Source organism: Cupriavidus nantongensis (genome assembly GCF_001598055.1).
In the GTDB taxonomy this organism is placed as follows: domain Bacteria; phylum Pseudomonadota; class Gammaproteobacteria; order Burkholderiales; family Burkholderiaceae; genus Cupriavidus; species Cupriavidus nantongensis.
In genome coordinates, this window is record NZ_CP014844.1 from 4,510,221 (window position 1) to 4,530,685 (window position 20,465).

The following is a 20,465-nucleotide window of genomic DNA, read 5'->3' on the forward strand; positions in this document are numbered from 1 at the left end:
GTTCGCTTCGCTCAGTGCGGGTGGAACGTGACACGCTCCGGGACCGGCTTGAACTCGCCGACACGGCTCCACAGCGGCATGGTCAGGAAGAAGGCGAAGTACAGCAGCGTACCGAGCTGCGACACCTTCTCACCCACCGGCGACGGCGGTTGCACGCCGAGATAGCCGAGCACCAGGAACACCACCACGAAGACGATCAGGATGGTCTTGTGGAAAGCGGGACGATAGCGGATGGACTTGACCGGCGAGCAGTCGAGCCACGGCAGGAAGAACAGGATCACCACCGAGCCGCCCATCACCAGCACGCCCCAGAACTTGGCGTCGATGAAGTAGAAGCCCACGGCCAGGATCACCGCGACGGCGATGGCACCGATCTTGACGCGCGCATCCTTGCTGCGCAGGAACACCATGCCGAGCAGCAGCGCGAAGAACACCCACAGGATCGGCAGGAAGTTCGACGTGGTGGCGCGCAGCATCGAGTAGAACGGCGTGAAGTACCAGACCGGCGCGATGTGCGGCGGGGTCTTCAGCGGATCGGCCGGAAAGAAGTTGTTGGCTTCCAGGAAATAGCCGCCCACTTCGGGGAAGAAGAAGATCACGGCCGAAAACGCGATCAGGAAGCCGCCCACGCCGAGCAGGTCATGCACCGAGTAGTACGGATGAAACGGGATGCCGTCCAGCGGGATGCCGTTTTCGTCCTTCTTGGCCTTGATCTCGACGCCGTCCGGGTTGTTCGAGCCCACTTCGTGCAGCGCGATGATGTGGGCGACCACCAGGCCCAGCAGCACCAGCGGCACCGCGATGACGTGGAACGAGAAGAAGCGGTTCAGGGTCGCGTCGCTGACCACGTAGTCGCCGCGGATAAACAGCGACAGGTCCTGGCCGATCACCGGAATGGCCGAGAACAGGTTCACGATCACCTGGGCGCCCCAGTACGACATCTGGCCCCACGGCAGCAGGTAGCCCATGAAGGCTTCGGCCATCAGGCACAGGAAGATCAGGCAGCCGAAGATCCAGACCAGCTCGCGCGGCTTGCGGTACGAACCGTACAGCAGGCCGCGGAACATATGCAGGTAGACCACGACGAAGAAGGCCGAGGCGCCGGTCGAATGCATGTAGCGCACCAGCCAGCCCCACGGGACTTCGCGCATGATGTATTCCACGCTGGCAAAGGCCACCGGAATGCCGGCGGCGTTCAGCGTGCCGTCCGGCTTGTAGTTCATCACCAGGAAGATGCCGGTGACGATCTGGATCACCAGCACCAGCAGCGCCAGCGAACCGAAGAAATACCAGAAGTTGAAGTTCTTCGGCGCGTAGTAGCGGGACAGGTGGTCTTCCCACAGCTGGGTCGCGGGAAAGCGGGCGTCGATCCAGCCCAGCAGGCCGGTCGTCTTGACTTGTTTTTCGGCCGCCATGATCAGGCTTCTCCTTTCTCGTCCTTGCCGATCACGATCTTGCTGTCGGACAGGAACTGGTAGGGGGGAACATCGAGATTCTGCGGAGCCGGCTTGTTCTTGAAGACGCGCCCGGCCAGGTCGAAGGTCGATCCGTGGCAGGGGCAGAGGAAACCGGGATCAGTGCCAAGCTGAGGGTTGGCACCGGGGGCGAAGGGGCCCGAGGGGGAACAGCCGAGATGGGAACAGATGCCCACTACCACCAGCACGTCCTTGTGCTCCGGACGCGAACGGGTTTCGTTCTTGCAGTACTCGGGCGTCTGCATGGTGAATGGGATATCGGAATTGGGATCGGCGACTTCGCCGTCCGTCTTCTTCAGCGACGCCAGTTGCTCCTCCGTGCGCCGCATGATCCAGACCGGTTTGCCGCGCCACTCGACGGTCATCATCTCGCCCGGCTTCAGGGCGCCGATATCCGCCTCGACTGGGGCACCCGCGGCCTTGGCCTTCTCCGATGGTGCAAAGGTACTGACGAAAGGAACCGCTACCGCCACGCCTCCGACGCCGCCAGCGACGGATGTCGCGATCAACCAATTGCGGCGACCTTTATCCACGCTCTTCACGTCTTGCTGGTCACTCATTCCAAACCCCAGGGGAAGTCAATTTAGATTTTGCGTCAACCATAAAGTGTACCTTAGACACCTGCGCACTAGATAGGCAGAAAATGCCACGGCCTCGCGCGATTATCGGACATGCATCCCGGAAATCCCCTGCACGCTTGATTTCCGGTGAGTGATGCGGCAGGCTTCCAGCTTGAAACCGTTCAGCCATCGCCACAAGAAGGAGAACCCCCCATGGGCATGATCTCGGAATTCAGAACCTTCGCCGTACGCGGCAACGTCATCGACCTCGCTGTCGGTGTGATCATCGGTGCGGCCTTCGGCAAGATCGTGGATTCGGTGGTCAACGACCTGATCATGCCGTTGGTGGGCCGTGTGGTGGGCAAGCTGGATTTCTCCAGCATGTTCATCGTTCTGGCGGATCCCCCTCCCGGGACACCACTGACGCTCGATGCCCTGAAGAAAGCTGGCGTACCGGTGTTTGCCTATGGCAATTTCCTCACCATCGTCGTCAACTTCATCATCCTGGCCTTCATCATCTTTCTGATGGTGCGCGCCTTCAACCGGATGCGCGCCCAGGAACCGGCGCCGGCTCCCGCCGCACCGCCCGAGGAAGTGGCGCTGCTGCGTGAAATCCGCGACAGCCTGAAAGCCCGCTGATTTCGAATCCCGAACGATAAAACGGCCCCGCTGGGGCCGTTTTGTTTTTTGTCAGATCAGACCGGATTCGGAATATCGATAAAGGTATGGCGCAGGCCGAAGCGCTCGGCCACATGCTCGCCCAGCGAGCGAATGCCATAGCGCTCGGTCGCATGATGGCCCGCCGCCAGATACGCCACGCCGCTCTCGCGCGCCAGGTGCGTGGTCTGCTCCGAGACTTCGCCGCTCAGATAGGCATCGACGCCGGCGGCCACCGCGGCATCGAAGTACCCTTGCGCCCCGCCCGTGCACCAGCCAACGGTGCGGATCATCTGCTCCGGCGCGCCGATCGCCAGCGGTTCGCGCCCGAGCACGCCGCCGACATGCGCAGCCAGCGCGGACAGCGGCATCGGCGCGGGCAGCGTGCCGGTCCAGCCCAGCTGGTCGTCGCTGAAGCGGCCGGTGGGAGTGAATCCGAGCTGCAGGCCAAGTTGCGCGTTATTGCCGAATTCCGGGTGATTATCCAGCGGCAGGTGATAGGCGAACAGATTGATATCGGCCCCGAGCAGGCGCTTCAGGCGCGCATGCTTCTGCCCCACCACGCGCGCGTCCTCGTTTTTCCAGAAATAGCCGTGATGCACGAGGATGGCGTCGGCGCCCGCCTCGACCGCGGCCTCGACCAGCGCCAGGCTTGCCGTCACCCCGGTCACCACATGTGTGATCTCAGGTCGACCTTGCACTTGCAGCCCATTGGGACAATAGTCCTTGTAGCGGGAAACTTCCAACAGGTCGTTCAAGTACAATTCAAGCTCTTTTGTTTTCATTTTCTGCTCAAAACTCCAATATGTTGCGGCGCTTTTGGCTGTTCTTTGCCCAGGCTGTCACCGTCGTGCTGGCGGTCTGGTTCGTCGTGGCAACGCTCAAGCCTGAATGGCTGCAGAGGGGGCGCGTCGCGGTCCAATCCGGCTCGCCCATCGTGGCGCTCAAGGAAGTCGTGCCCAACGTGTCCGGTCCTGCGGCCGAAGGGTCATACAGTGAAGCCGCTCAGCTGGCCATGCCGGCGGTGGTCAATATCTTTACCAGCAAGAACGGCAACAAGCGCTCGCCCAACCCGCAGGCCGAGGATCCGTGGTTCCGCTTTTTCTTCGGCGACCGCCTGCCCGAGCGGCAGGAGCCGGTTTCCAGCCTGGGGTCGGGCGTCATTGTCAGTGCCGAGGGTTACATTCTAACCAACCACCACGTGGTCGACGGCGCCGACGAGATCGAGATCGCGCTGACCGATGGCCGCAAGGCCAATGCCAAGGTGGTCGGCTCCGACCCGGAAACCGACCTGGCCGTGCTGAAGGTGACGCTGAAGGACCTGCCTGCGATCACGCTGGGCCGGCTCGAGAACGTGAAGGTCGGCGATGTGGTGCTGGCCATCGGCAATCCGTTCGGCGTGGGCCAGACCGTGACCATGGGCATCGTGTCCGCACTGGGCCGCAGCCACCTGGGCATCAACACCTTCGAGAACTTCATCCAGACCGATGCCGCGATCAACCCCGGCAACTCGGGCGGCGCGCTGGTGGATGCGCAGGGCAACCTGCTCGGCATCAACACGGCGATCTATTCGCGCTCGGGCGGCTCACTGGGTATCGGCTTCGCCATCCCGGTATCGACGGCCAAGCAGGTGATGGAGTCGATTATCTCGACCGGCAGCGTGACGCGCGGCTGGATCGGCGTCGAACCGCAGGACATGACGCCGGAGATTGCCGAATCGTTCGGGCTCGATGCCAAGGAAGGCGCACTGATCGCCGCCGTGGTCCAGGGCGGCCCGGCGGACAAGGCAGGCGTGCGGCCCGGCGATGTGCTGACCAAGGTGGATGGCTTGTCGATCACGGACACCACCGCGCTTCTGAATGCGATTGCCCAGCTCAAGCCCGGCGTGGACATCAAGATGACGGTGATCCGGCGTGGCAAGCCGACGGACCTGACGGTCACCATCGGCAAGCGGCCACCGCCGCCGCGCCGGTCGCTGCCGTTTGAAGAGGAAGAGTAAGCGGGTTTTTTTCCCCACCGGAGTCAGCAAACCCGCCAGCGATGGCGGGTTTTTTATGGCCGCATTCCCGGGGGACGTGGCGGCGGCAGGACGAGTCGGCGTGCTTCGACTTGCAGCATAGCCGCAGGCGTCATGCCGCACGACGCCGGTTGTTCAGGCGATTGCAGCCCATCGGGACCGGTCCACCGGCATGCCATGCTTGGCGGCCACGATCCGTGTGGCGCGCCGGCGAGCTTCTCGGCCCCGAGGACCAATGGACCGTCGCGCGGTCCGGCGGCAATGCGTAAGCGGCGCAAGGCCCCAGCCGTGTCGCTGATTGCCGCCATCGAATTGCACAAAAGAAAACGCCGGCATCCTTGCGGATGCCGGCGTTATTCAAGTCAACCTTAAGCGGGCGGAAGCCCGCGTCAGATTAGAACTTGTGGCGCAGGCCGACCACAGCACCGAACTGGTCCTTGCCAGCTTGGACGGTGTTGAAGCCGTTCACGCCCAGCAGCGAACCGTTGTCGTTCAGAGCGTACGACAGCGAGGTGTACACGTCGGTACGCTTCGACAGCGCGTAGTCGGCGGTCACGACGAATTGCCACGGATCGGCGTCGGTCTTGCGGAAGTCTTGGTAGTACGCAGCGCCCGACAGCGAGAACGCCGGGGTCAGCTGGTAACCCAGGCCCAGCCAGTACAGGTTGGAGGTACCGTTGATGCCCAGCGGGTTGGCGGCAGTCGCCACTTGGCCCGGCAGAGCGGCGCCGTCGGCAGCCTTGGCCCAACGGTAGCCAGCGTAGACCTTGGCCGGGCCGAAGGCGTAGTTGGCACCCACGGTGGCGCGGCGGATACGCTGACCGCTTGCGTCGACAGGAGCAGCGGCGGTGCCGGTGGTCGTGCCGTGCACTTCGTCATAAGCAGCACCAACCGAGAACGGGCCAGCTGCGTAGTTCAGCATTGCGCCGTACTCTTGGCCGCGGCGGAAGGCGCCGGCGACTTCTTGGCCGTTGTTGTTGAAGCTGTAGAAGGCCGAAGCGGTCAGGCCACCGAACTTGCCGATGTACTTGACGGTGTTGTCGGCGCGCGAAGCGAAGGCGGCGTCCTGAGCCAGGATACCGTAGCGCGACGAGATGGCCATCGGGTCATAGATCAGACCGAAGTCGTAGAAGGCGGTCTGTTGACGGCCCAGCAGCAGCGAACCGAAGTTGCTTTGCAGACCGACGTAGGCTTGACGACCGAACAGGCGACCGCCTTGCGACGAACGACCGTCATCCAGGTCGAAACCGCTTTCCAGGACGAACACGCCCTTCAGACCGCCACCCAGGTCTTCCACGCCACGCAGGCCCCAGCGCGAACCGGACTGGTTACCCGACGACATGCGGAACAGATCGTCGCCGGCAGCGTTGGCCTTGCTGACGTATTCGAGGCCGACGTCAGCCACGCCGTACAGGGTCACGCTCGACTGGGCATACGCGCCACCAGCGGCCAGAGCGGCGACGGCAGCAGCAAACAGTTTCATCTTCATATCGACACTTTCCTTGTCAACTGATTGGGAAATCTTGGTTGCCCAAGTGCTTGGGCGACGCATTTACATTCACGTCTGCTGCGTATTATGTGCCAGCCCCCCCGGCCGTCAGAAGGCTTTTTCGGCGTAAACCATGCTTACCGGCGGTTTTTGTTGTGGGGGAGCAACAGGAATGCGGGCAAAAATCCCCATTTTGGTGCAAACCAGCGCGCGGCTTGCGAAAAAAAGCCTGCCTCAGCGCGATTCGTCCGGTTGCGTTTCTGCGGAAGTGGCCTGCTCGGCTGCCGGACGGCCGATGAAACGGGCGAGTATCAGCCCAAGTTCATAGAGGGCCACCAGGGGAACCGCCAGCAACAGTTGCGACAGCACATCCGGCGGCGTGACGATGGCCGCGATGATGAAGGCCCCGACGATCACATAGGGGCGGATCTGCTTGAGCTTTTCCAGCTCGACCACACCGAACCGCACCAGCACGATCACCACCACCGGCACTTCGAAGGTAATCCCGAAAGCGAGGAACGTGGTCATGGCGAAGCTGAGGTATTTGTCGATGTCGGTGGACATCTCCGCCCCCAGCGGCGCGTTGTAGTGCGCCATGAAATGGAACACCGTGGGGAACACCAGAAAATACGCAAACGCCACGCCGCACAGGAACAGGAAATAACTGCTCGATACCAGCGGCAGGATCAGGCGCTTCTCATGCTGGTACAGGCCCGGCGCGACAAACTGCCAGACCTGGTACAGCACCCAGGGCAGCGCGATCAGGAACGCTACCAGCAAGGTCACCTTCATCGGCACGAAGAACGAGCCGGTCACGTCCGTGACGATCATCTTGCCGCCCTTGGGCAGCGATTCCATCAGCGGCGCGGAGAACAGGTTGAAGATGACCGGCGCCCAGTAGACCAGCGAGACGAACACCAGGATGATGCCGGCCACCGCCTTGACCAGTCGCTGGCGCAACTCGATCAGGTGGGAGATAAAGGTTTCCTGCTGCGACTCGTCTTGCGGGTCTTGGGGATCGGAGGACCGGGTGTCGCTCATGGCGTGAACCGCTCAGCCGCGAGGGCTGGCAAGTGGATCGATGAAACCGCAACGTGGCGGCGTGGGGAGGCGGACACAACGACAGCGGCCACCGCGGCCGGCAGGACTTCGCCGCGCGCCATGCTTATTCGAAGAAGGAACGGGAGGGCCGGCTCGCCGGCCGGTGCCGCTTGACGCGCGCCGCGCCCGACTGCACCCAGACGCGGACATTGTGCTGGCGCTTGAACCACAGCGGACGCGCGCCCTGCTTGACGCGCCAGCTCTTGCGCCCGTTGTGCGCCTTGTGCGCCGCGTCCCAGCTGGGCACGAAGCCGCCGCTGGCGTCGCTGCTGCCGCCTGCGCCGGTGGCGCCGCTGGCTTCTGCGCCGCCGAGCGCTTCGTTGAGCGCCTGGGTCTGCTCGCTGACTTCCTTGTGGATGGTGCGCTCGACATCGCGCGCGGCGTCCTCGAATTCCGTGCGCATCTTGCGCAGTTCTTCCAGTTCGACCTCGCGGCTGACTTCGGCCTTGACGTCGTTGATGTAGCGCTGCGCGCGGCCAACCAGCGCGCCTACCGTGCGCGCGACCTTGGGCAGCCGTTCGGGACCGATCACGATCAGTGCCACGGCGCCGATCAGCGCCAGCTTGGAAATGCCGAGATCAATCATGCGGACACATCATGCGGACAACATGCGGAATAGCGCGGGGCGCGCAACGACACGCGCAGCGAGATTTGCGTGGAAGGGAGGGCACACCGCCGGCTTATTGCTGGCGGGACTTTTCCTTGGCGTCGACGTCGATGGTGGTGGAATCGCGCAGTTCCTTGGACGCGCCCGGCTGGGCAGCCTTGTCCTCGCCGTCCTTCATGCCGTCCTTGAAGCCCTTGACCGCGCCGCCCAGGTCCTGGCCGATATTGCGCAGCTTCTTGGTGCCGAACACCAGCATGACGATCACCAGCACGATCAGCCAGTGCCAAATGCTAAACGAACCCATCTCTTGCTCCTGATGCAGCCGCGGGCGCAATCATTGATGCCCGGACCCGTTGTTCCGTCCCGTGATGGCCGCGCCGGGCGACGGTTGCCGGCACAGCTTCTGCCCGGGCGTTGCCGCCGCGGACACTCCCCTGCCAAGGCTGCCCGGTCAGGGCAGCGGTCCCTTCCAGGCATGGCGCGGTCCACCGAGCACATGCAGGTGCAGGTGGTAGACCTCCTGTCCGCCGTCCGGGCCGGTGTTGATCACCGTCCTGAAGCCGTTGGAACAGCCGGCCGCACGCGCCAGTTCTGGCACCTTCAGCATCATTCTAGCAAGCACCTCTCCTTCGCCGGCGCCGCAATCGGCCAGCGAGTCGACATGTGCCTTGGGAATGACCAGCAAGTGTACCGGCGCCTTGGGATGGATATCGTGGAAAGCCAGCATGTCGTCGTCTTCATAGACTTTGTTCGACGGCAGCTGGCCGGCCACGATCTTGCAGAAGATGCAATTATCCTGAGCGTTCATGAAAATTTCATTGCGACGGCCGCGGCTCCGGTTACCACCTGATGCATCGGTCTGCCCGAGCTCAGAACTGCTGGTCCGGGTACATCGGCTTGCTGTCGTTCAGATACAGCCAGCCCTTGACGATACGATACAGCATCCACAGCGACAGCACGCCCCACACGGCAAAGGCCAGCGGCATCAGCACGACTGTCGCGAACAGCACTCCGCCCAGCACGCCCCACGCCACCGACCACCAGAACGAGCGGATCTGCCAGGCGAAGTGCGAGGCATACAGCGAGCCGCGTGCGTCATCGCGCTTGACGTAGTCGATCACGATGGCGATCAGCGCGGTGATGCCGCCAGTGAGCCAGAAGATCGCATACAACGCGTAAAGGATGTGCAGCAGCTTGCGCAGGCTGCCCAGCTGTTCGCCGCTGGGAGTGGTGACCTGCCCGGTGTAGTCGTTCGCCATCATCGCCCTCGGTTGAAAGCCTGCCTCGCGGCAGGCGGGAAACCGGCCGGCACCCGCGCCGGCTAGTCCTTGCGCCGGGCCTTCTCTTCCAGGCCGGACAGCCCTTCGCGCCGCGCCAGCTCGTTGACCACATCCGCCGGCGTCAGGCCGAAGTTTGCCAGCAGCACCATGCTGTGGAACCACAGGTCGGCCACTTCATAGACTACCTTGCCGGCGGCGGCGCCGCTCTCGCCGGCGGCGCGCGCGTCCTTGGCGGCCATCACGGTCTCGGTGGCCTCCTCGCCGATCTTCTTCAGGATGGCGTCGTCGCCCTTGCTGAACAGGCGCGCCACGTAGGACTTGTCGGGGTCGCCGCCGTTGGCGGGCTTGCGCGATTCCAGCACCTCGGCCAGGCGCGCCAGGACATCGTTGCTGCTGAGTGCGTTGTCGCTCATGGCTTGGTGTAGATCTGGGCAGGGTCCTTCAACACCGGCTCGACCGTCTGCCAGTCCCCGGTATCGGCATCGCCCTCGAATTTCTGGAAGAAGCAGGAATGGCGCCCGGTATGGCAGGCGATGCTGTCGATCTGCGTCACCTTCAGCAGCACCACGTCTTCATCGCAGTCCAGACGGACCTCGTGCACCTTCTGCACATGGCCCGATTCTTCGCCCTTGTGCCACAGGCGCTTGCGCGAGCGCGACCAGAACACGGCCTCGCCCAGCTCCACGGTACGCAGCAGCGCCTCGCGGTTCATGAACGCGAACATCAGCACGTCGTTCGAGCCGACTTCCTGCACGATCACCGGCACCAGGCCGTTGTCGTCCCACTTAACCTTGTTGAGCCACTTCTTCGGCATGATCAGATCCGCACGGGTATGCCCTCGCGGGCCATGAATGCCTTGGCTTCGCCCACGGTATGCTGGCCGTAGTGGAAGATGCTGGCGGCCAGCACCGCGTCGGCGCGGCCCTGGGTGATGCCGTCGGCCAGGTCCTGCAGGCCGCCGACGCCGCCCGAGGCGATCACCGGCACCGGCACCGCGTCGCTGACGGCGCGCGTCAGTTCCAGGTCGAAGCCGCTTTTGGTGCCGTCACGGTCCATGCTGGTCAGCAGGATTTCGCCGGCGCCGCGCGTCGCCATTTCACGCGCCCATTGCACCGCGTCCAGCCCCGTTGCCTTGCGCCCGCCGTGGGTGAAGACTTCCCAGCGCGGCGCTTCGCCCGGAGCGGAGCTGCGCTTGGCGTCGATCGCCACCACGATGCACTGCGAGCCATAGCGCGCGGTGGCGTCCGACACCAGCTGCGGGTTGGCGATTGCCGACGAATTGACGCTGATCTTGTCGGCGCCGGCATTGAGCAGCCGGCGCACGTCTTCGACGGTGCGCACGCCGCCGCCCACCGTCAGCGGGATGAATACCTGCGAGGCGACGTCCTCGATGATATGCAGCATCAGGTCGCGCCCGTCGCTGGTCGCGGTGATGTCGAGGAATGTGATTTCGTCGGCGCCCTGCTCGTCATAGCGGCGCGCGATTTCGACGGGATCGCCCGCGTCGCGCAGCTCGACAAAGTTGACGCCCTTGACCACCCGCCCGTTGGTCACGTCCAGGCAGGGGATGATACGTTTGGCTAGCATGAGATTCCTTGTCCGCCACCGCTGCCGTGCCGGCAGCGGCCGGCGGCCGCGCCCGCGGCGCCGTTGCCTTATTGCCCGTCGCGCAGCTTGTCGGCGCGCGCCTGCGCGTCGGCAAAGTTGAGGTCGCCGGAGTAGATCGCGCGGCCGCAGATGACCCCTTCCACGCCCTCGCCCTCGACCGCGCACAGGTTGTCGATATCGGCCAGGTTGGACAGCCCGCCGCTGGCGATCACCGGGATCGACATCGACTGCGCCAGCTTGACGGTGGCATCGATATTGATCCCTTGCAGCATGCCGTCGCGGCCGATGTCGGTGTAGATGATGGCCTCGACGCCGTAGTCTTCGTACTTGCGCGCCAGGTCCGCCACCTCGTGGCCGGTCAGCTTGCTCCAGCCGTCGGTGGCCACCTTGCCGTCCTTGGCATCGAGCCCGACGATGATATGGCCGCCGAAGGCCGAGCACGCGTCCTTCAGGAAGCCAGGGTTCTTCACTGCCGCGGTGCCGATGATGACGTACGAGAGCCCGTCGTCCAGCCAGCGCTCGATGGTATTCAGGTCGCGGATGCCGCCGCCCAGCTGCACCGGGATCTCGTCGCCGACCTCGGCGATGATGGCCTTGATGGCGGCCTCGTTGCGGGGCTTGCCCACGAACGCGCCGTTCAGGTCCACCAGGTGCAGGCGGCGGGCGCCCTGCTCCACCCAGTGGCGTGCCATGGCGGCGGGATCTTCGGAAAAGACGGTGGCCTGGTCCATGTCGCCTTGTTTGAGGCGTACACACTGACCGTCCTTCAGGTCGATGGCCGGAATGAGCAACATATGCGTGACGAGCGTGGTTGAGTGAGTGAGATTGAGCGAGACCGGCGCATGCCGGTCAGGTCGGGTCGATAGTCGATCGGATACGGGTCAGGTGCCGGGTCGGTCAGCGGTCGAGCATCGGGTCAACAAGCGAAAACAAGCGAATCGCGAATCGGCAAGCTGCGCTTCAGGGATTCCAGTGGACGAAGTTCCGGTACAGCTGCAGGCCCATGGCCGCGCTTTTCTCCGGGTGGAACTGCGTCGCGAAAATATTATCGCGCGCTACCGCGCTGGTAAATACGACTCCGTATTCCGTTTCGCCGGCAATATGGGCCGGATCCTGCGCCTGCACATAGTAGCTGTGGACGAAATAGAACCAGCTGTCGTCCGGAATGCCGTTCCACAGCGGGTGCGGCCCGGCCTGGCGCACCCGGTTCCAGCCCATCTGCGGCACCTTGAAGCGCGAGCCGTCGGGCTGCGTCATGCCATCCAGCGCAAACCGTACGACCTGCCCGGGCATCAGCCCCAGCGCCGGGGTGCGATCCGTGCCGGCGCGGCTTTCGGTGCTGAATTCGAACAGCATCTGCTCGCCCACGCACACGCCCAGCATCGGCTTGCTCGCGGCAGCCTCGACCACCGCTTGCTGCAAGCCGGACGCGCCCAGCGCCGACATGCAGTCGGGCATCGCGCCCTGGCCCGGCAGCACCACGCGGTCCGCCGAGCGGATGCCTTCGGGCGCATCCACCACCCGGACATCGGCTTCCGGTGCCGCGGCGCGCAGCGCCTGCGCCACCGAGCGCAGGTTGCCCATGCCGTAATCCACAATTGCTATGGTAGTCATGATTTCAAAACAGGCAACAATGTCTTCAGCCCGTCCACGATGAATTCCACGGCCAGCGCCGACAGGATCAAGCCCATCAGGCGCGTGCCGATATTGATGCCGGTGCGCCCGATGACCCGGGCGATCGGGTCCGCCGCGCGGAACACCAGGTACACCACCGAACCCAGCAGCGCACCGATGCCGACCAGGATCAGCAACTGGTACCAGTGCTGGGTCTTGCCGGCATAGACGATCACCGTGCTGATCGAGCCCGGCCCGGTCAGCAGCGGCAACGCCAGCGGCACCACCGCAATGCTCGACTTTACCCCGGCCTCGTCCTCTTCTTCCGGCGTCGCCTTGGTGCGGCTGGTTTGCGCATTCAGCATGTTCATGGCCATCATGATCATGATGAGTCCGCCGCCCACCTGCAGCGATGCCACCGAGATATTGAAGAACTCGATGATCTGCTGACCCAGCAACGCCGACACCGCCACCACGATCGCCACCGAGATCGACGCGATCTTGATCGTACGCAGCTTTTCCGCTTCAGTCTGCTGGCTGGTCAGGCTGATGAAGAACGGGATCGCCCCGATCGGGTTGATCAGCGCCAGCAGCGAGATAAACGACTTGAGCGTATCCATTGGTTGCGGGTCGCCAGCGTCGCTGGCCAGGTTCGGGGAAGGTCAGCGGGCGCCGCAACCAGCCGGCACGCCTACGGTTTCAGCAAGCTCAGAGCGTACCCTTGGTCGACGGGATCGTGTTGGCCGCGCGCGGATCCAGCTCCACCGCCATGCGCAGTGCCCGGCCGAAGGCCTTGAACACGGTCTCGCACTGGTGATGGGCGTTGATGCCGCGCAGGTTGTCGATATGCAGCGTGACGCCGGCATGGTTGACGAAGCCGCGGAAGAACTCGATGGTCAGGTCCACGTCGAAGCTGCCCACGCGCGCACGCGTGAACGGAACGTGGAACTCCAGGCCCGGGCGGCCGGAGAAATCGATCACCACGCGCGACAGGCATTCGTCCAGCGGCACATAGCTGTGGCCGTAGCGGGTGATGCCCTTCTTGTCGCCGATGGCCCTGGCCACGGCCTGGCCGAGCGTGATGCCCACGTCTTCCACCGTATGGTGGTCGTCGATATGCGTGTCGCCGGTGGCTTCGACCTCCAGGTCGAACATGCCATGGCGGGCGATCTGGTCCAGCATGTGGTCGAGGAACGGCACGCCCGACGCCAGTTTCTGGCGGCCGCTGCCGTCGAGATTCAAGGAAACGCGAATCTGCGTTTCCGAAGTATTGCGGGTGACCTCTGCAACACGCATGGTGTTAATCCTGCAGCGAAGCTGCGAATGCCTCAAGGAACTGCGCGTTTTCTTCGGGCGTGCTGACCGTGACGCGCAGACAATTGGCCAGCAACGGGTGCATTTTACTCACGTTCTTGATCAATACCTTCCGCGCCAGCAGGCGCTCGAAGGTCTGTGCGGCATCCGGCACGCGCACCAGCAGGAAGTTGGCCGCGCTGGGGAACACGGTGACCCCGGGCTGCGCGGCCATGCCGTCGGCCACGCGGGTACGCTCGGCACGCAGTTGCGCGGCCTGGTCATCCAGCACCGCCACATGCTCGAGCGCGAACAGCGCGGCGGCCTCGGTCAGCACGTTGACGTTATAGGGCGGGCGCACCTTGTCCAGCTGCGACAGCCATTCCGGCGCGCCGGCCAGGTAGCCCAGGCGGATGCCGGCCAGGCCGAGCTTCGATACGGTGCGCATCACCAGCAGGTTGCCGAAGTCTGTCAGGCGCGGCATCCAGCTGTGCTGGGCGAACGGCTGGTAGGCCTCGTCGACCACCACCAGGCTGTTGCAGACCTCGCCCTGCGCGGCGCGGATGATGGCCTCCATGTCGGCGGCGTCGAACAGGTTGCCGGTGGGGTTGTTCGGGTAGGCCAGGTAGATGATGGCGGGCTGCTGCGCGGCCATCGCCGCCAGCATCGCGGCGCGGTCCAGCGTGAAATCGTCGCGCAGCGGCACGCCGACGAACTGCAGGCCGGCAAACTGCGCGGACATCGCGTACATGACAAAGCCCGGCACCGGCGCCATCACCTTCGCGCCCGGCCTGGCCGCGGCCAGCGCCAGCATGCTGATGAGCTCGTCCGAGCCGTTGCCGAGCAGCACGTCCATGCCGGCCGGCACCTGCATCACGCGCTTGAGCGCGGCGCGCAGCGCTTCGCTGCTCGGCACGGGGTAGCGGTTCAACGCCACCTCGCCGAGGCGCTCGGCCAGCTGCTGGCGCAGCGCGGGCGGCAGGCGGTACGGGTTCTCCATCGCGTCGAGCTTGACCAGACCGTGCGAATCCGGCACGTGGTAGGCGCCCATGGCGCGCACGTCGTCACGGATGATGCGTTCGATCAGGGAGGGCTCTACGGCTGACATGGAAGCTCCAGTGTGGGGTGGGTCAGGGGTTCAGCTACGTTTGAAACGGTATTCCGCGCTGCGGGCGTGGGCCTGCAGGCCTTCGCCATAGGCCAGTTCTGCGGCGATCTGGCCCAGCATCTGCGCGCCGCCCTCGCTCACCTCGATCAGGCTCGAGCGCTTCTGGAAGTCATAGACGCCCAGCGGCGACGAGAAGCGCGCGGTGCGCGAGGTCGGCAGCACGTGGTTGGGGCCGGCGCAGTAGTCGCCCAGCGACTCGCTGGTATAGCGGCCCAGGAAGATGGCGCCGGCATGGCGGATCTTCTCGCTCCACTGGCGCGGGTTCTCGGCCGAGATCTCGAGGTGTTCCGGCGCGATCGCGTTGGCGATCTCGCAGGCTTCCTCCATGTCGCGCACCTTGACCAGCGCGCCACGGCCGGAGATCGACGCGGCAATCACGTCGCGGCGCGGCATGGTGCCAAGCTGGCGCTGGATGCTGGCTTCGACGCGGGCGATATAGTCCGCGTCCGGGCACAGCAGGATCGACTGCGCCAGTTCATCGTGCTCGGCCTGCGAGAACAGATCCATCGCCACCCAGTCGGGGTCGGTGGTGCCGTCGCAGATCACCAGGATCTCGGACGGGCCGGCGATCATGTCGATGCCGACGGTGCCGAACACGCGCCGCTTGGCCGCGGCCACGTAGGCGTTGCCGGGGCCGACGATCTTGTCGACTTGCGGCAGCGTCGCGGTGCCGTAGGCAAGCGCGCCCACGGCTTGTGCGCCGCCGATGGTGAAGACGCGGTCGACGCCGGCGATCTGCGCCGCGGCCAGCACCAGTTCATTGCGCACGCCGCCGGGCGTGGGCACGACCATGATGATCTCCTTGACGCCCGCCACCCGCGCCGGGATCGCATTCATCAGCACCGACGACGGGTAGGCGGCCTTGCCGCCCGGCACATAGATGCCGACGCGGTCCAGCGGCGTCACCTTCTGGCCCAGCATGGTGCCGTCGGCCTCGGTGTATTCCCAGCTGTGGCTGCCGCATTCGATCTTCTGCTTCTCGTGGTAGGCGCGCACGCGCGCCGCGGCCGCCTCCAGCGCGGCGCGGCGCTTGGGCTCGAGGTCTTCGAGCGCGGCTTCGAGCTGCTGCTGCGAGACCTCGAGCGCGCCCATCGACGCTGCCTCGACGCGGTCGAAGCGGCGCGTGTATTCCAGCACCGCGGCATCGCCGCGCGACTTCACGTCGGCCAGGATCTGCGCGGCGGCGCGATCGATGGCCTCGTCCTCGCCGGCCTCGAAGGCCAGCACCTGGCGCAGCGCCTCGGCAAAGCCCGGCTCGCTGGAATCGAGCCGGCGGATCGGCAGGCTTTCCATTTCGGTTGGGTTCATGACTTCTGTTCCTGTCAGGCGGCGACCCGGCCTCAGGCCAGCGCCGCTGAAGCGCGTTCGAAGGCGTCGAGGATCGGTGCCAGCCGCTCGCGCTTGAGTTTGAGCGCGGCCTGGTTCACCACCAGCCGCGACGAGATCTGCACGATCTCTTCCACTTCCACCAGATTGTTGGCGCGCAGCGTGCTGCCGGTGCTGACCAGGTCGACGATGGCATCGGACAGGCCCACCAGCGGGCCCAGCTCCATCGAACCGTACAGCTTGATCAGGTCGACGTGAACGCCCTTTTTCGCAAAATGCTCGCGCGCGGTCTGCACGTACTTGGTGGCCACGGCCAGGCGCGCGCCCTGGCGCACGGCCTTGGCGTAGTCAAAGCCGGCCGGCACCGCCACCGACATGCGGCAGCGTGCGATGTTGAGGTCGATCGGCGCATACAGGCCGGCCATGCCGCTTTCCATCAGCACGTCCTTGCCGGCCACGCCGAAGTCGGCCGCGCCGTACTGCACGTAGGTCGGCACGTCCGAGGCGCGCACGATCACCACGCGCACCGCCGGATCGGAAGTCGGCAGGATCAGCTTGCGCGAGGTCTCGGGATCCTCGGTGACGCGGATGCCGGCCGCTTCCAGCAGCGGCAGCGTCTCGGTGAAGATGCGGCCCTTGGACAAAGCCAGCGTCAGCTGGTTGGGCGATGCGTTGAAAGCGGGGCTCATCGGGCTTCAGTCCTTGGTGCTCAGGCAATGCGGCGGATCTTCGCGCCCACTGCCGACAGCTTGTCTTCCATGCGGTCGTAGCCGCGGTCCAGGTGGTAGATGCGGTCGATCACGGTCTCGCCGTCGGCCACCAGGCCGGCGATCACCAGGCTGGCCGAGGCGCGCAGGTCGGTCGCCATTACGTTGGCACCGGACAGGCGCGGCACGCCGTTGACCACCGCGGTATTGCCCTCGACGGCGATGTCGGCGCCCAGGCGGTTCAGTTCCTGCACGTGCATGAAGCGGTTCTCGAAGATGGTCTCGGTCACGCGCGCGGTGCCTTCGGCGACCGCGTTCAGGGCCATGAACTGGGCCTGCATGTCGGTCGGGAAGGCGGGATATTCCGAGGTGCGGAAGCTCACCGCGCGGGCGCGGTGCGGCATCGCCAGGCGGATCCAGTCGGCGCCGGTCTCGATGCTGGCGCCGGCTTCACGCAGCTTGTCGAGCACGGTGTCGAGGATCTCGGGCTGCACGCCGCGCAGCACCAGGTCGCCCAGCGTCGCGGCCGCCGCGCACAGGAAGGTACCGGCCTCGATGCGGTCGGCGATGACGCTGTGGCTGGCGCCGTGCAGGCGCTCAACGCCATGCACCACCAGGCGGTCGGTGCCGATGCCGTCGATCTTCGCGCCCATCTTCACCAGCAGCTGGGCCAAGTCGGTCACCTCGGGCTCGCGCGCGGCGTTTTCCAGCACGGTCTCGCCTTCGGCCAGCGTCGCCGCCATCAGCAGGTTCTCGGTGCCGGTGACGGTGATCATGTCGGTGACCACGCGCGCGCCCTTCAGGCGTTTCGCGCGCGCATGGATAAAGCCATGCTCGATGGTGATCTCGGCGCCCATCGCCTGCAGGCCCTTGATGTGCTGGTCGACCGGCCGTGCGCCGATGCCGCAGCCGCCCGGCAGCGACACGCGGGCCTCGCCAAAGCGCGCCACCAGCGGGCCCAGCACCAGGATCGAGGCGCGCATGGTCTTGACCAGCTCGTACGGGGCCTCGAGCACATTGACGTCGGCGCCGTTCAGGGTCACGCGCGCGCCGTCGAACTCGGCCTGCATGCCCATCAGGCGCAGCAGCTTGAGCGTGGTGCGCACGTCCTGCAGGTTGGGCACGTTGTCCAGCGCGACGGTGTCGGCCGTCAGCAGGCCCGCGCACAGGATCGGCAGGGCGGCGTTCTTGGCGCCCGAGACGCGGATTTCACCCTTGAGCGGGCCGTTGCCGTGAATCTGGAATTTGTCCATGTTCTGTGGTCTGGTCCGGGCACGCGCCCGGCGTCATTGTTCTGGAGCCGCGCGTTCGCGCGGCGCACGATTCTTACTTGCCTTCGCCCGCCTGCCACTCCGCGGGGGTCAGGGTCTTCATCGACAGCGCATGGATCTCGGCGCGCATGCGGTCGCCCAGCGCCGCGTAGACGCGCTGGTGGCGCTGGATCAACCGCTTGCCTTCAAATTCGTTGCTGACGATGGTGGCAAAGAAATGCTGGCCATCGCCCTCGACTTGCAGGTGTTCGCAGGGCAGTCCTTGGGCAATGTAGTCCCTGACTTGTTCCGGTGTAGGCAGCATGGGGTTCTCTTCAGCGTGATTCAGCTTGATTCAACAGGGCCGGCCGCGGCTCAGTGGCGCAGCTTGTATCCGGACCTCAACAGGCGCAGCGCCAGCGCGGCCAGCACTACGAACGCCGATCCGACCACCGCCAGGCTGAACAGCGGCGACACGTCCGAGACGCCGAAGAAGCCATAGCGGAAGCCGTCGATCATGTAGAAGAACGGATTGGCATGGGACACCGCCTGCCAGAAGGCCGGCAGCGAATGGATCGAATAGAACACGCCGGACAGGAAGGTCGCCGGCATGATCAGGAAATTCTGGAATGCGGCGAGCTGGTCGAACTTCTCGGCCCAGATGCCGGCAATCAGGCCGAGCGTGCCCAGGATGCCCGCACCCAGCAGCGCGAATACCAGGATCCAGCCGACGTTGGCGAAATGCAGGTTGGCGAACCACGCCGTCACCAGCAGCACGCCCAGGCCGACGGTCAGGCCGCGGATCACCGAGGCCACCACGTAGGCACCGAACATCTCCCAGTGCGACAGCGGCGGCAGCAGCACGAACACCAGGTTGCCGGTGATCTTCGACTGGATCAGTGATGAAGAACTGTTGGCGAACGCGTTCTGCAGCACGCTCATCATCACCAGCCCGGGCACCAGGAAAGCGGTGTAGCTGATCTGGTCATAGACCTTGACCCGGTCTTCCAGCACATGGCCGAAGATCAGCAGGTACAGCACCGCGGTCAGCACCGGCGCGGCCACGGTCTGGAAGCTGACCTTCCAGAAGCGCAGCACCTCCTTGTACAGCAGCGTGCGGAAGCCCACCAGGCCGCCGACGGCCATCGCGCCGAGGCGGGTGTCGTCGAGGATTTCGATGTCGCCAGGCTGCTTCATGCCGCGGCCTCCATCGCCGGGTCGGGCAGCGCGCCGGGCATATGCCCCTCGCGGCGCATGATCTGCACGAATACGTCCTCGAGGTCGGCCTTGTTGATTTCCATGTCTTCGATGTCACAGCCCGCTTCGCGGCAGGCGGCCAGGATCGGTTCGACCGCCTGGTAGCCCGACAGCCGCAGCCGCACCGCGCGCTCGCCGGGGTTGGCCGGCATGCGCAGCGGCTCCAGCGCGGCCGGCAGGCTGCCGCGCGCGAAGGTCAGCACCAGCTGCAGCCCGGCAAACTGCGTCAGCAGGTTGCTGGTGCGGTCCAGCGCCACCACTTCGCCGAACTTGAGCATGGCGATGCGGTCGCACAGCGCCTCGGCCTCTTCGAGGTAGTGCGTGGTCAGGATGATGGTGTGCCCTTCGCGGTTCAGGCGCGAGATGAACTTCCACAGCGTTTGCCGCAGCTCAACATCGACGCCGGCGGTGGGCTCGTCGAGCACGATCACCGGCGGGCGGTGCACCAGCGCCTGCGCCACCAGCACGCGCCGCTTCATGCCGCCGGACAGCTGGCGCATATTGGCATCGGCTTTCCCGGTCAGGTCCAGGTTGGCCATGATTTCGTCGATCCAGTCGTCGTTGCGGGTCAGGCCGAAATAGCCTGACTGCAGCCGCAGCGTCTCGCGGACCGTGAAGAACGGATCGAACACCAGCTCCTGCGGCACCACGCCCAGCATACGCCGCGCCATCCGGTAATCGGCGACGACATCGTGCCCCAGCACACTGACGCGGCCGGAATCGGCCCGGTTCAGGCCGGCGAGGATCGAGATCAGCGTGGTCTTGCCGGCGCCGTTGGGCCCGAGCAGGCCGAAGAATTCGCCGCGTTCGACGGTGAAGCTGACGCCCTTGAGCGCCTGCAGGTTGCGGTAGCGCTTGCGAACGTCGTGGATTTCAATGGCTTTCATGGCCGATTGTTTGTGGCGGGTCCGGCTCTTTCAGGGCCGGCCGCCAGGAAATGGGGAGCAAAGCGTGCCCGGATATCCTGCTCCGGCATGGACTGGACCGGCAACAGGCGGGGGGATGGGCGAACAACCCGGAATTATAGGGGATGCGGGGTCGGTCCCGCTTGATCCC

The 20,465-nt window shown here is 65.1% G+C and carries 25 protein-coding genes; 2 read left to right on the forward strand and 23 right to left on the reverse strand.

Going from position 1 to position 20,465, the window contains the following annotated elements:
- Positions 1-11: 11 nt before the first annotated feature.
- The gene (locus A2G96_RS20825) at positions 12-1,415 is read right to left on the reverse strand and encodes a cytochrome b (protein WP_062801916.1); all 1,404 of its coding nucleotides are present in this window, start codon (positions 1,413-1,415) and stop codon (positions 12-14) included.
- Between the two features lie 2 nt (positions 1,416-1,417).
- Positions 1,418-2,035 (reverse strand): ubiquinol-cytochrome c reductase iron-sulfur subunit, encoded by a 618-nt coding sequence (petA, locus tag A2G96_RS20830; RefSeq protein WP_012354074.1) that lies wholly within the window; start codon positions 2,033-2,035, stop codon positions 1,418-1,420.
- Between the two features lie 213 nt (positions 2,036-2,248).
- Here petA and mscL point away from each other — a divergent pair, with 213 nt between their 5' ends.
- Positions 2,249-2,674, forward strand: coding sequence for a large conductance mechanosensitive channel protein MscL (gene mscL / locus A2G96_RS20835; RefSeq protein ID WP_062801917.1), 426 nt, complete (start codon positions 2,249-2,251; stop codon positions 2,672-2,674).
- Positions 2,675-2,730: 56 nt separating this feature from the next.
- Here the strand turns inward: mscL and A2G96_RS20840 are convergent, their stop codons facing one another.
- A complete protein-coding gene (locus A2G96_RS20840; RefSeq protein WP_062801918.1) occupies positions 2,731-3,477 on the reverse strand; it encodes a Nif3-like dinuclear metal center hexameric protein in 747 nt (248 codons plus the stop codon).
- 20 nt (positions 3,478-3,497) lie between these two features.
- On the opposite strand from A2G96_RS20840, the gene A2G96_RS20845 reads away from it, so the two are divergent.
- On the forward strand, positions 3,498-4,691 hold the full coding sequence (locus A2G96_RS20845) for a Do family serine endopeptidase (protein WP_018004945.1): 1,194 nt from the start codon (positions 3,498-3,500) through the stop codon (positions 4,689-4,691).
- Between the two features lie 412 nt (positions 4,692-5,103).
- Here A2G96_RS20845 and A2G96_RS20850 read toward each other — a convergent pair whose 3' ends face one another.
- The 20 genes from A2G96_RS20850 to A2G96_RS20945 all read right to left on the reverse strand — a co-directional run bounded on the left by A2G96_RS20850 (position 5,104) and on the right by A2G96_RS20945 (position 20,296).
- Positions 5,104-6,198, reverse strand: a complete 1,095-nt coding sequence (locus tag A2G96_RS20850) for a porin (RefSeq protein WP_062801919.1) — start codon at positions 6,196-6,198, stop codon at positions 5,104-5,106.
- A gap of 234 nt (positions 6,199-6,432) precedes the next feature.
- A complete protein-coding gene (tatC, locus tag A2G96_RS20855; RefSeq protein ID WP_062801920.1) occupies positions 6,433-7,239 on the reverse strand; it encodes a twin-arginine translocase subunit TatC in 807 nt (268 codons plus the stop codon).
- A 124-nt stretch (positions 7,240-7,363) separates the two neighbouring features.
- Positions 7,364-7,885: a Sec-independent protein translocase protein TatB gene (gene tatB, locus A2G96_RS20860; RefSeq protein WP_062801921.1), complete on the reverse strand. Its 522-nt coding sequence runs from the start codon at positions 7,883-7,885 to the stop codon at positions 7,364-7,366.
- Between the two features lie 94 nt (positions 7,886-7,979).
- Positions 7,980-8,210 (reverse strand): Sec-independent protein translocase subunit TatA, encoded by a 231-nt coding sequence (tatA, locus tag A2G96_RS20865; RefSeq protein ID WP_062801922.1) that lies wholly within the window; start codon positions 8,208-8,210, stop codon positions 7,980-7,982.
- 147 nt (positions 8,211-8,357) lie between these two features.
- Positions 8,358-8,714, reverse strand: coding sequence for a histidine triad nucleotide-binding protein (locus A2G96_RS20870; protein ID WP_018004940.1), 357 nt, complete (start codon positions 8,712-8,714; stop codon positions 8,358-8,360).
- 61 nt (positions 8,715-8,775) lie between these two features.
- Positions 8,776-9,168 (reverse strand): DUF4870 family protein, encoded by a 393-nt coding sequence (locus tag A2G96_RS20875; RefSeq protein WP_018004939.1) that lies wholly within the window; start codon positions 9,166-9,168, stop codon positions 8,776-8,778.
- Positions 9,169-9,227: 59 nt separating this feature from the next.
- Positions 9,228-9,599 carry a phosphoribosyl-ATP diphosphatase gene (locus A2G96_RS20880; protein WP_012354084.1) on the reverse strand — a complete coding sequence of 124 codons (372 nt, stop codon included), beginning with the start codon at positions 9,597-9,599 and terminating at the stop codon, positions 9,228-9,230.
- Positions 9,596-10,000, reverse strand: a complete 405-nt coding sequence (gene hisI / locus A2G96_RS20885) for a phosphoribosyl-AMP cyclohydrolase (protein WP_062801923.1) — start codon at positions 9,998-10,000, stop codon at positions 9,596-9,598. Before hisI ends, A2G96_RS20880 begins: the two co-directional genes overlap by 4 nt.
- Positions 10,001-10,002: 2 nt before the next feature.
- Positions 10,003-10,773, reverse strand: a complete 771-nt coding sequence (gene hisF, locus A2G96_RS20890) for an imidazole glycerol phosphate synthase subunit HisF (RefSeq protein ID WP_062801924.1) — start codon at positions 10,771-10,773, stop codon at positions 10,003-10,005.
- 68 nt (positions 10,774-10,841) lie between these two features.
- Positions 10,842-11,588, reverse strand: coding sequence for a 1-(5-phosphoribosyl)-5-[(5-phosphoribosylamino)methylideneamino]imidazole-4-carboxamide isomerase (gene hisA / locus A2G96_RS20895; protein ID WP_029047635.1), 747 nt, complete (start codon positions 11,586-11,588; stop codon positions 10,842-10,844).
- Between the two features lie 166 nt (positions 11,589-11,754).
- Positions 11,755-12,408 carry an imidazole glycerol phosphate synthase subunit HisH gene (gene hisH, locus A2G96_RS20900; protein ID WP_062801925.1) on the reverse strand — a complete coding sequence of 218 codons (654 nt, stop codon included), beginning with the start codon at positions 12,406-12,408 and terminating at the stop codon, positions 11,755-11,757.
- Positions 12,405-13,028, reverse strand: a complete 624-nt coding sequence (locus A2G96_RS20905) for a YchE family NAAT transporter (protein ID WP_062801926.1) — start codon at positions 13,026-13,028, stop codon at positions 12,405-12,407. Before A2G96_RS20905 ends, hisH begins: the two co-directional genes overlap by 4 nt.
- A gap of 88 nt (positions 13,029-13,116) precedes the next feature.
- Entirely contained in the window at positions 13,117-13,704 is a 588-nt protein-coding gene (hisB, locus tag A2G96_RS20910) for an imidazoleglycerol-phosphate dehydratase HisB (protein ID WP_010812330.1), read from the reverse strand.
- A gap of 4 nt (positions 13,705-13,708) precedes the next feature.
- Positions 13,709-14,809, reverse strand: coding sequence for a histidinol-phosphate transaminase (gene hisC, locus A2G96_RS20915; protein ID WP_062801927.1), 1,101 nt, complete (start codon positions 14,807-14,809; stop codon positions 13,709-13,711).
- 30 nt (positions 14,810-14,839) lie between these two features.
- Positions 14,840-16,177, reverse strand: coding sequence for a histidinol dehydrogenase (gene hisD / locus A2G96_RS20920; protein WP_062801928.1), 1,338 nt, complete (start codon positions 16,175-16,177; stop codon positions 14,840-14,842).
- Between the two features lie 32 nt (positions 16,178-16,209).
- Positions 16,210-16,884 carry an ATP phosphoribosyltransferase gene (gene hisG / locus A2G96_RS20925; RefSeq protein ID WP_062801929.1) on the reverse strand — a complete coding sequence of 225 codons (675 nt, stop codon included), beginning with the start codon at positions 16,882-16,884 and terminating at the stop codon, positions 16,210-16,212.
- Between the two features lie 20 nt (positions 16,885-16,904).
- Complete coding sequence (gene murA / locus A2G96_RS20930) at positions 16,905-18,155, reverse strand: UDP-N-acetylglucosamine 1-carboxyvinyltransferase (protein ID WP_062801930.1); 1,251 nt, start codon at positions 18,153-18,155, stop codon at positions 16,905-16,907.
- A 73-nt stretch (positions 18,156-18,228) separates the two neighbouring features.
- Complete coding sequence (locus A2G96_RS20935) at positions 18,229-18,477, reverse strand: BolA family protein (protein WP_062801931.1); 249 nt, start codon at positions 18,475-18,477, stop codon at positions 18,229-18,231.
- 50 nt (positions 18,478-18,527) lie between these two features.
- Entirely contained in the window at positions 18,528-19,349 is an 822-nt protein-coding gene (locus A2G96_RS20940) for an ABC transporter permease (protein ID WP_082819026.1), read from the reverse strand.
- Entirely contained in the window at positions 19,346-20,296 is a 951-nt protein-coding gene (locus A2G96_RS20945) for an ABC transporter ATP-binding protein (protein ID WP_062801932.1), read from the reverse strand. Before A2G96_RS20945 ends, A2G96_RS20940 begins: the two co-directional genes overlap by 4 nt.
- Positions 20,297-20,465: the final 169 nt, after the last annotated feature.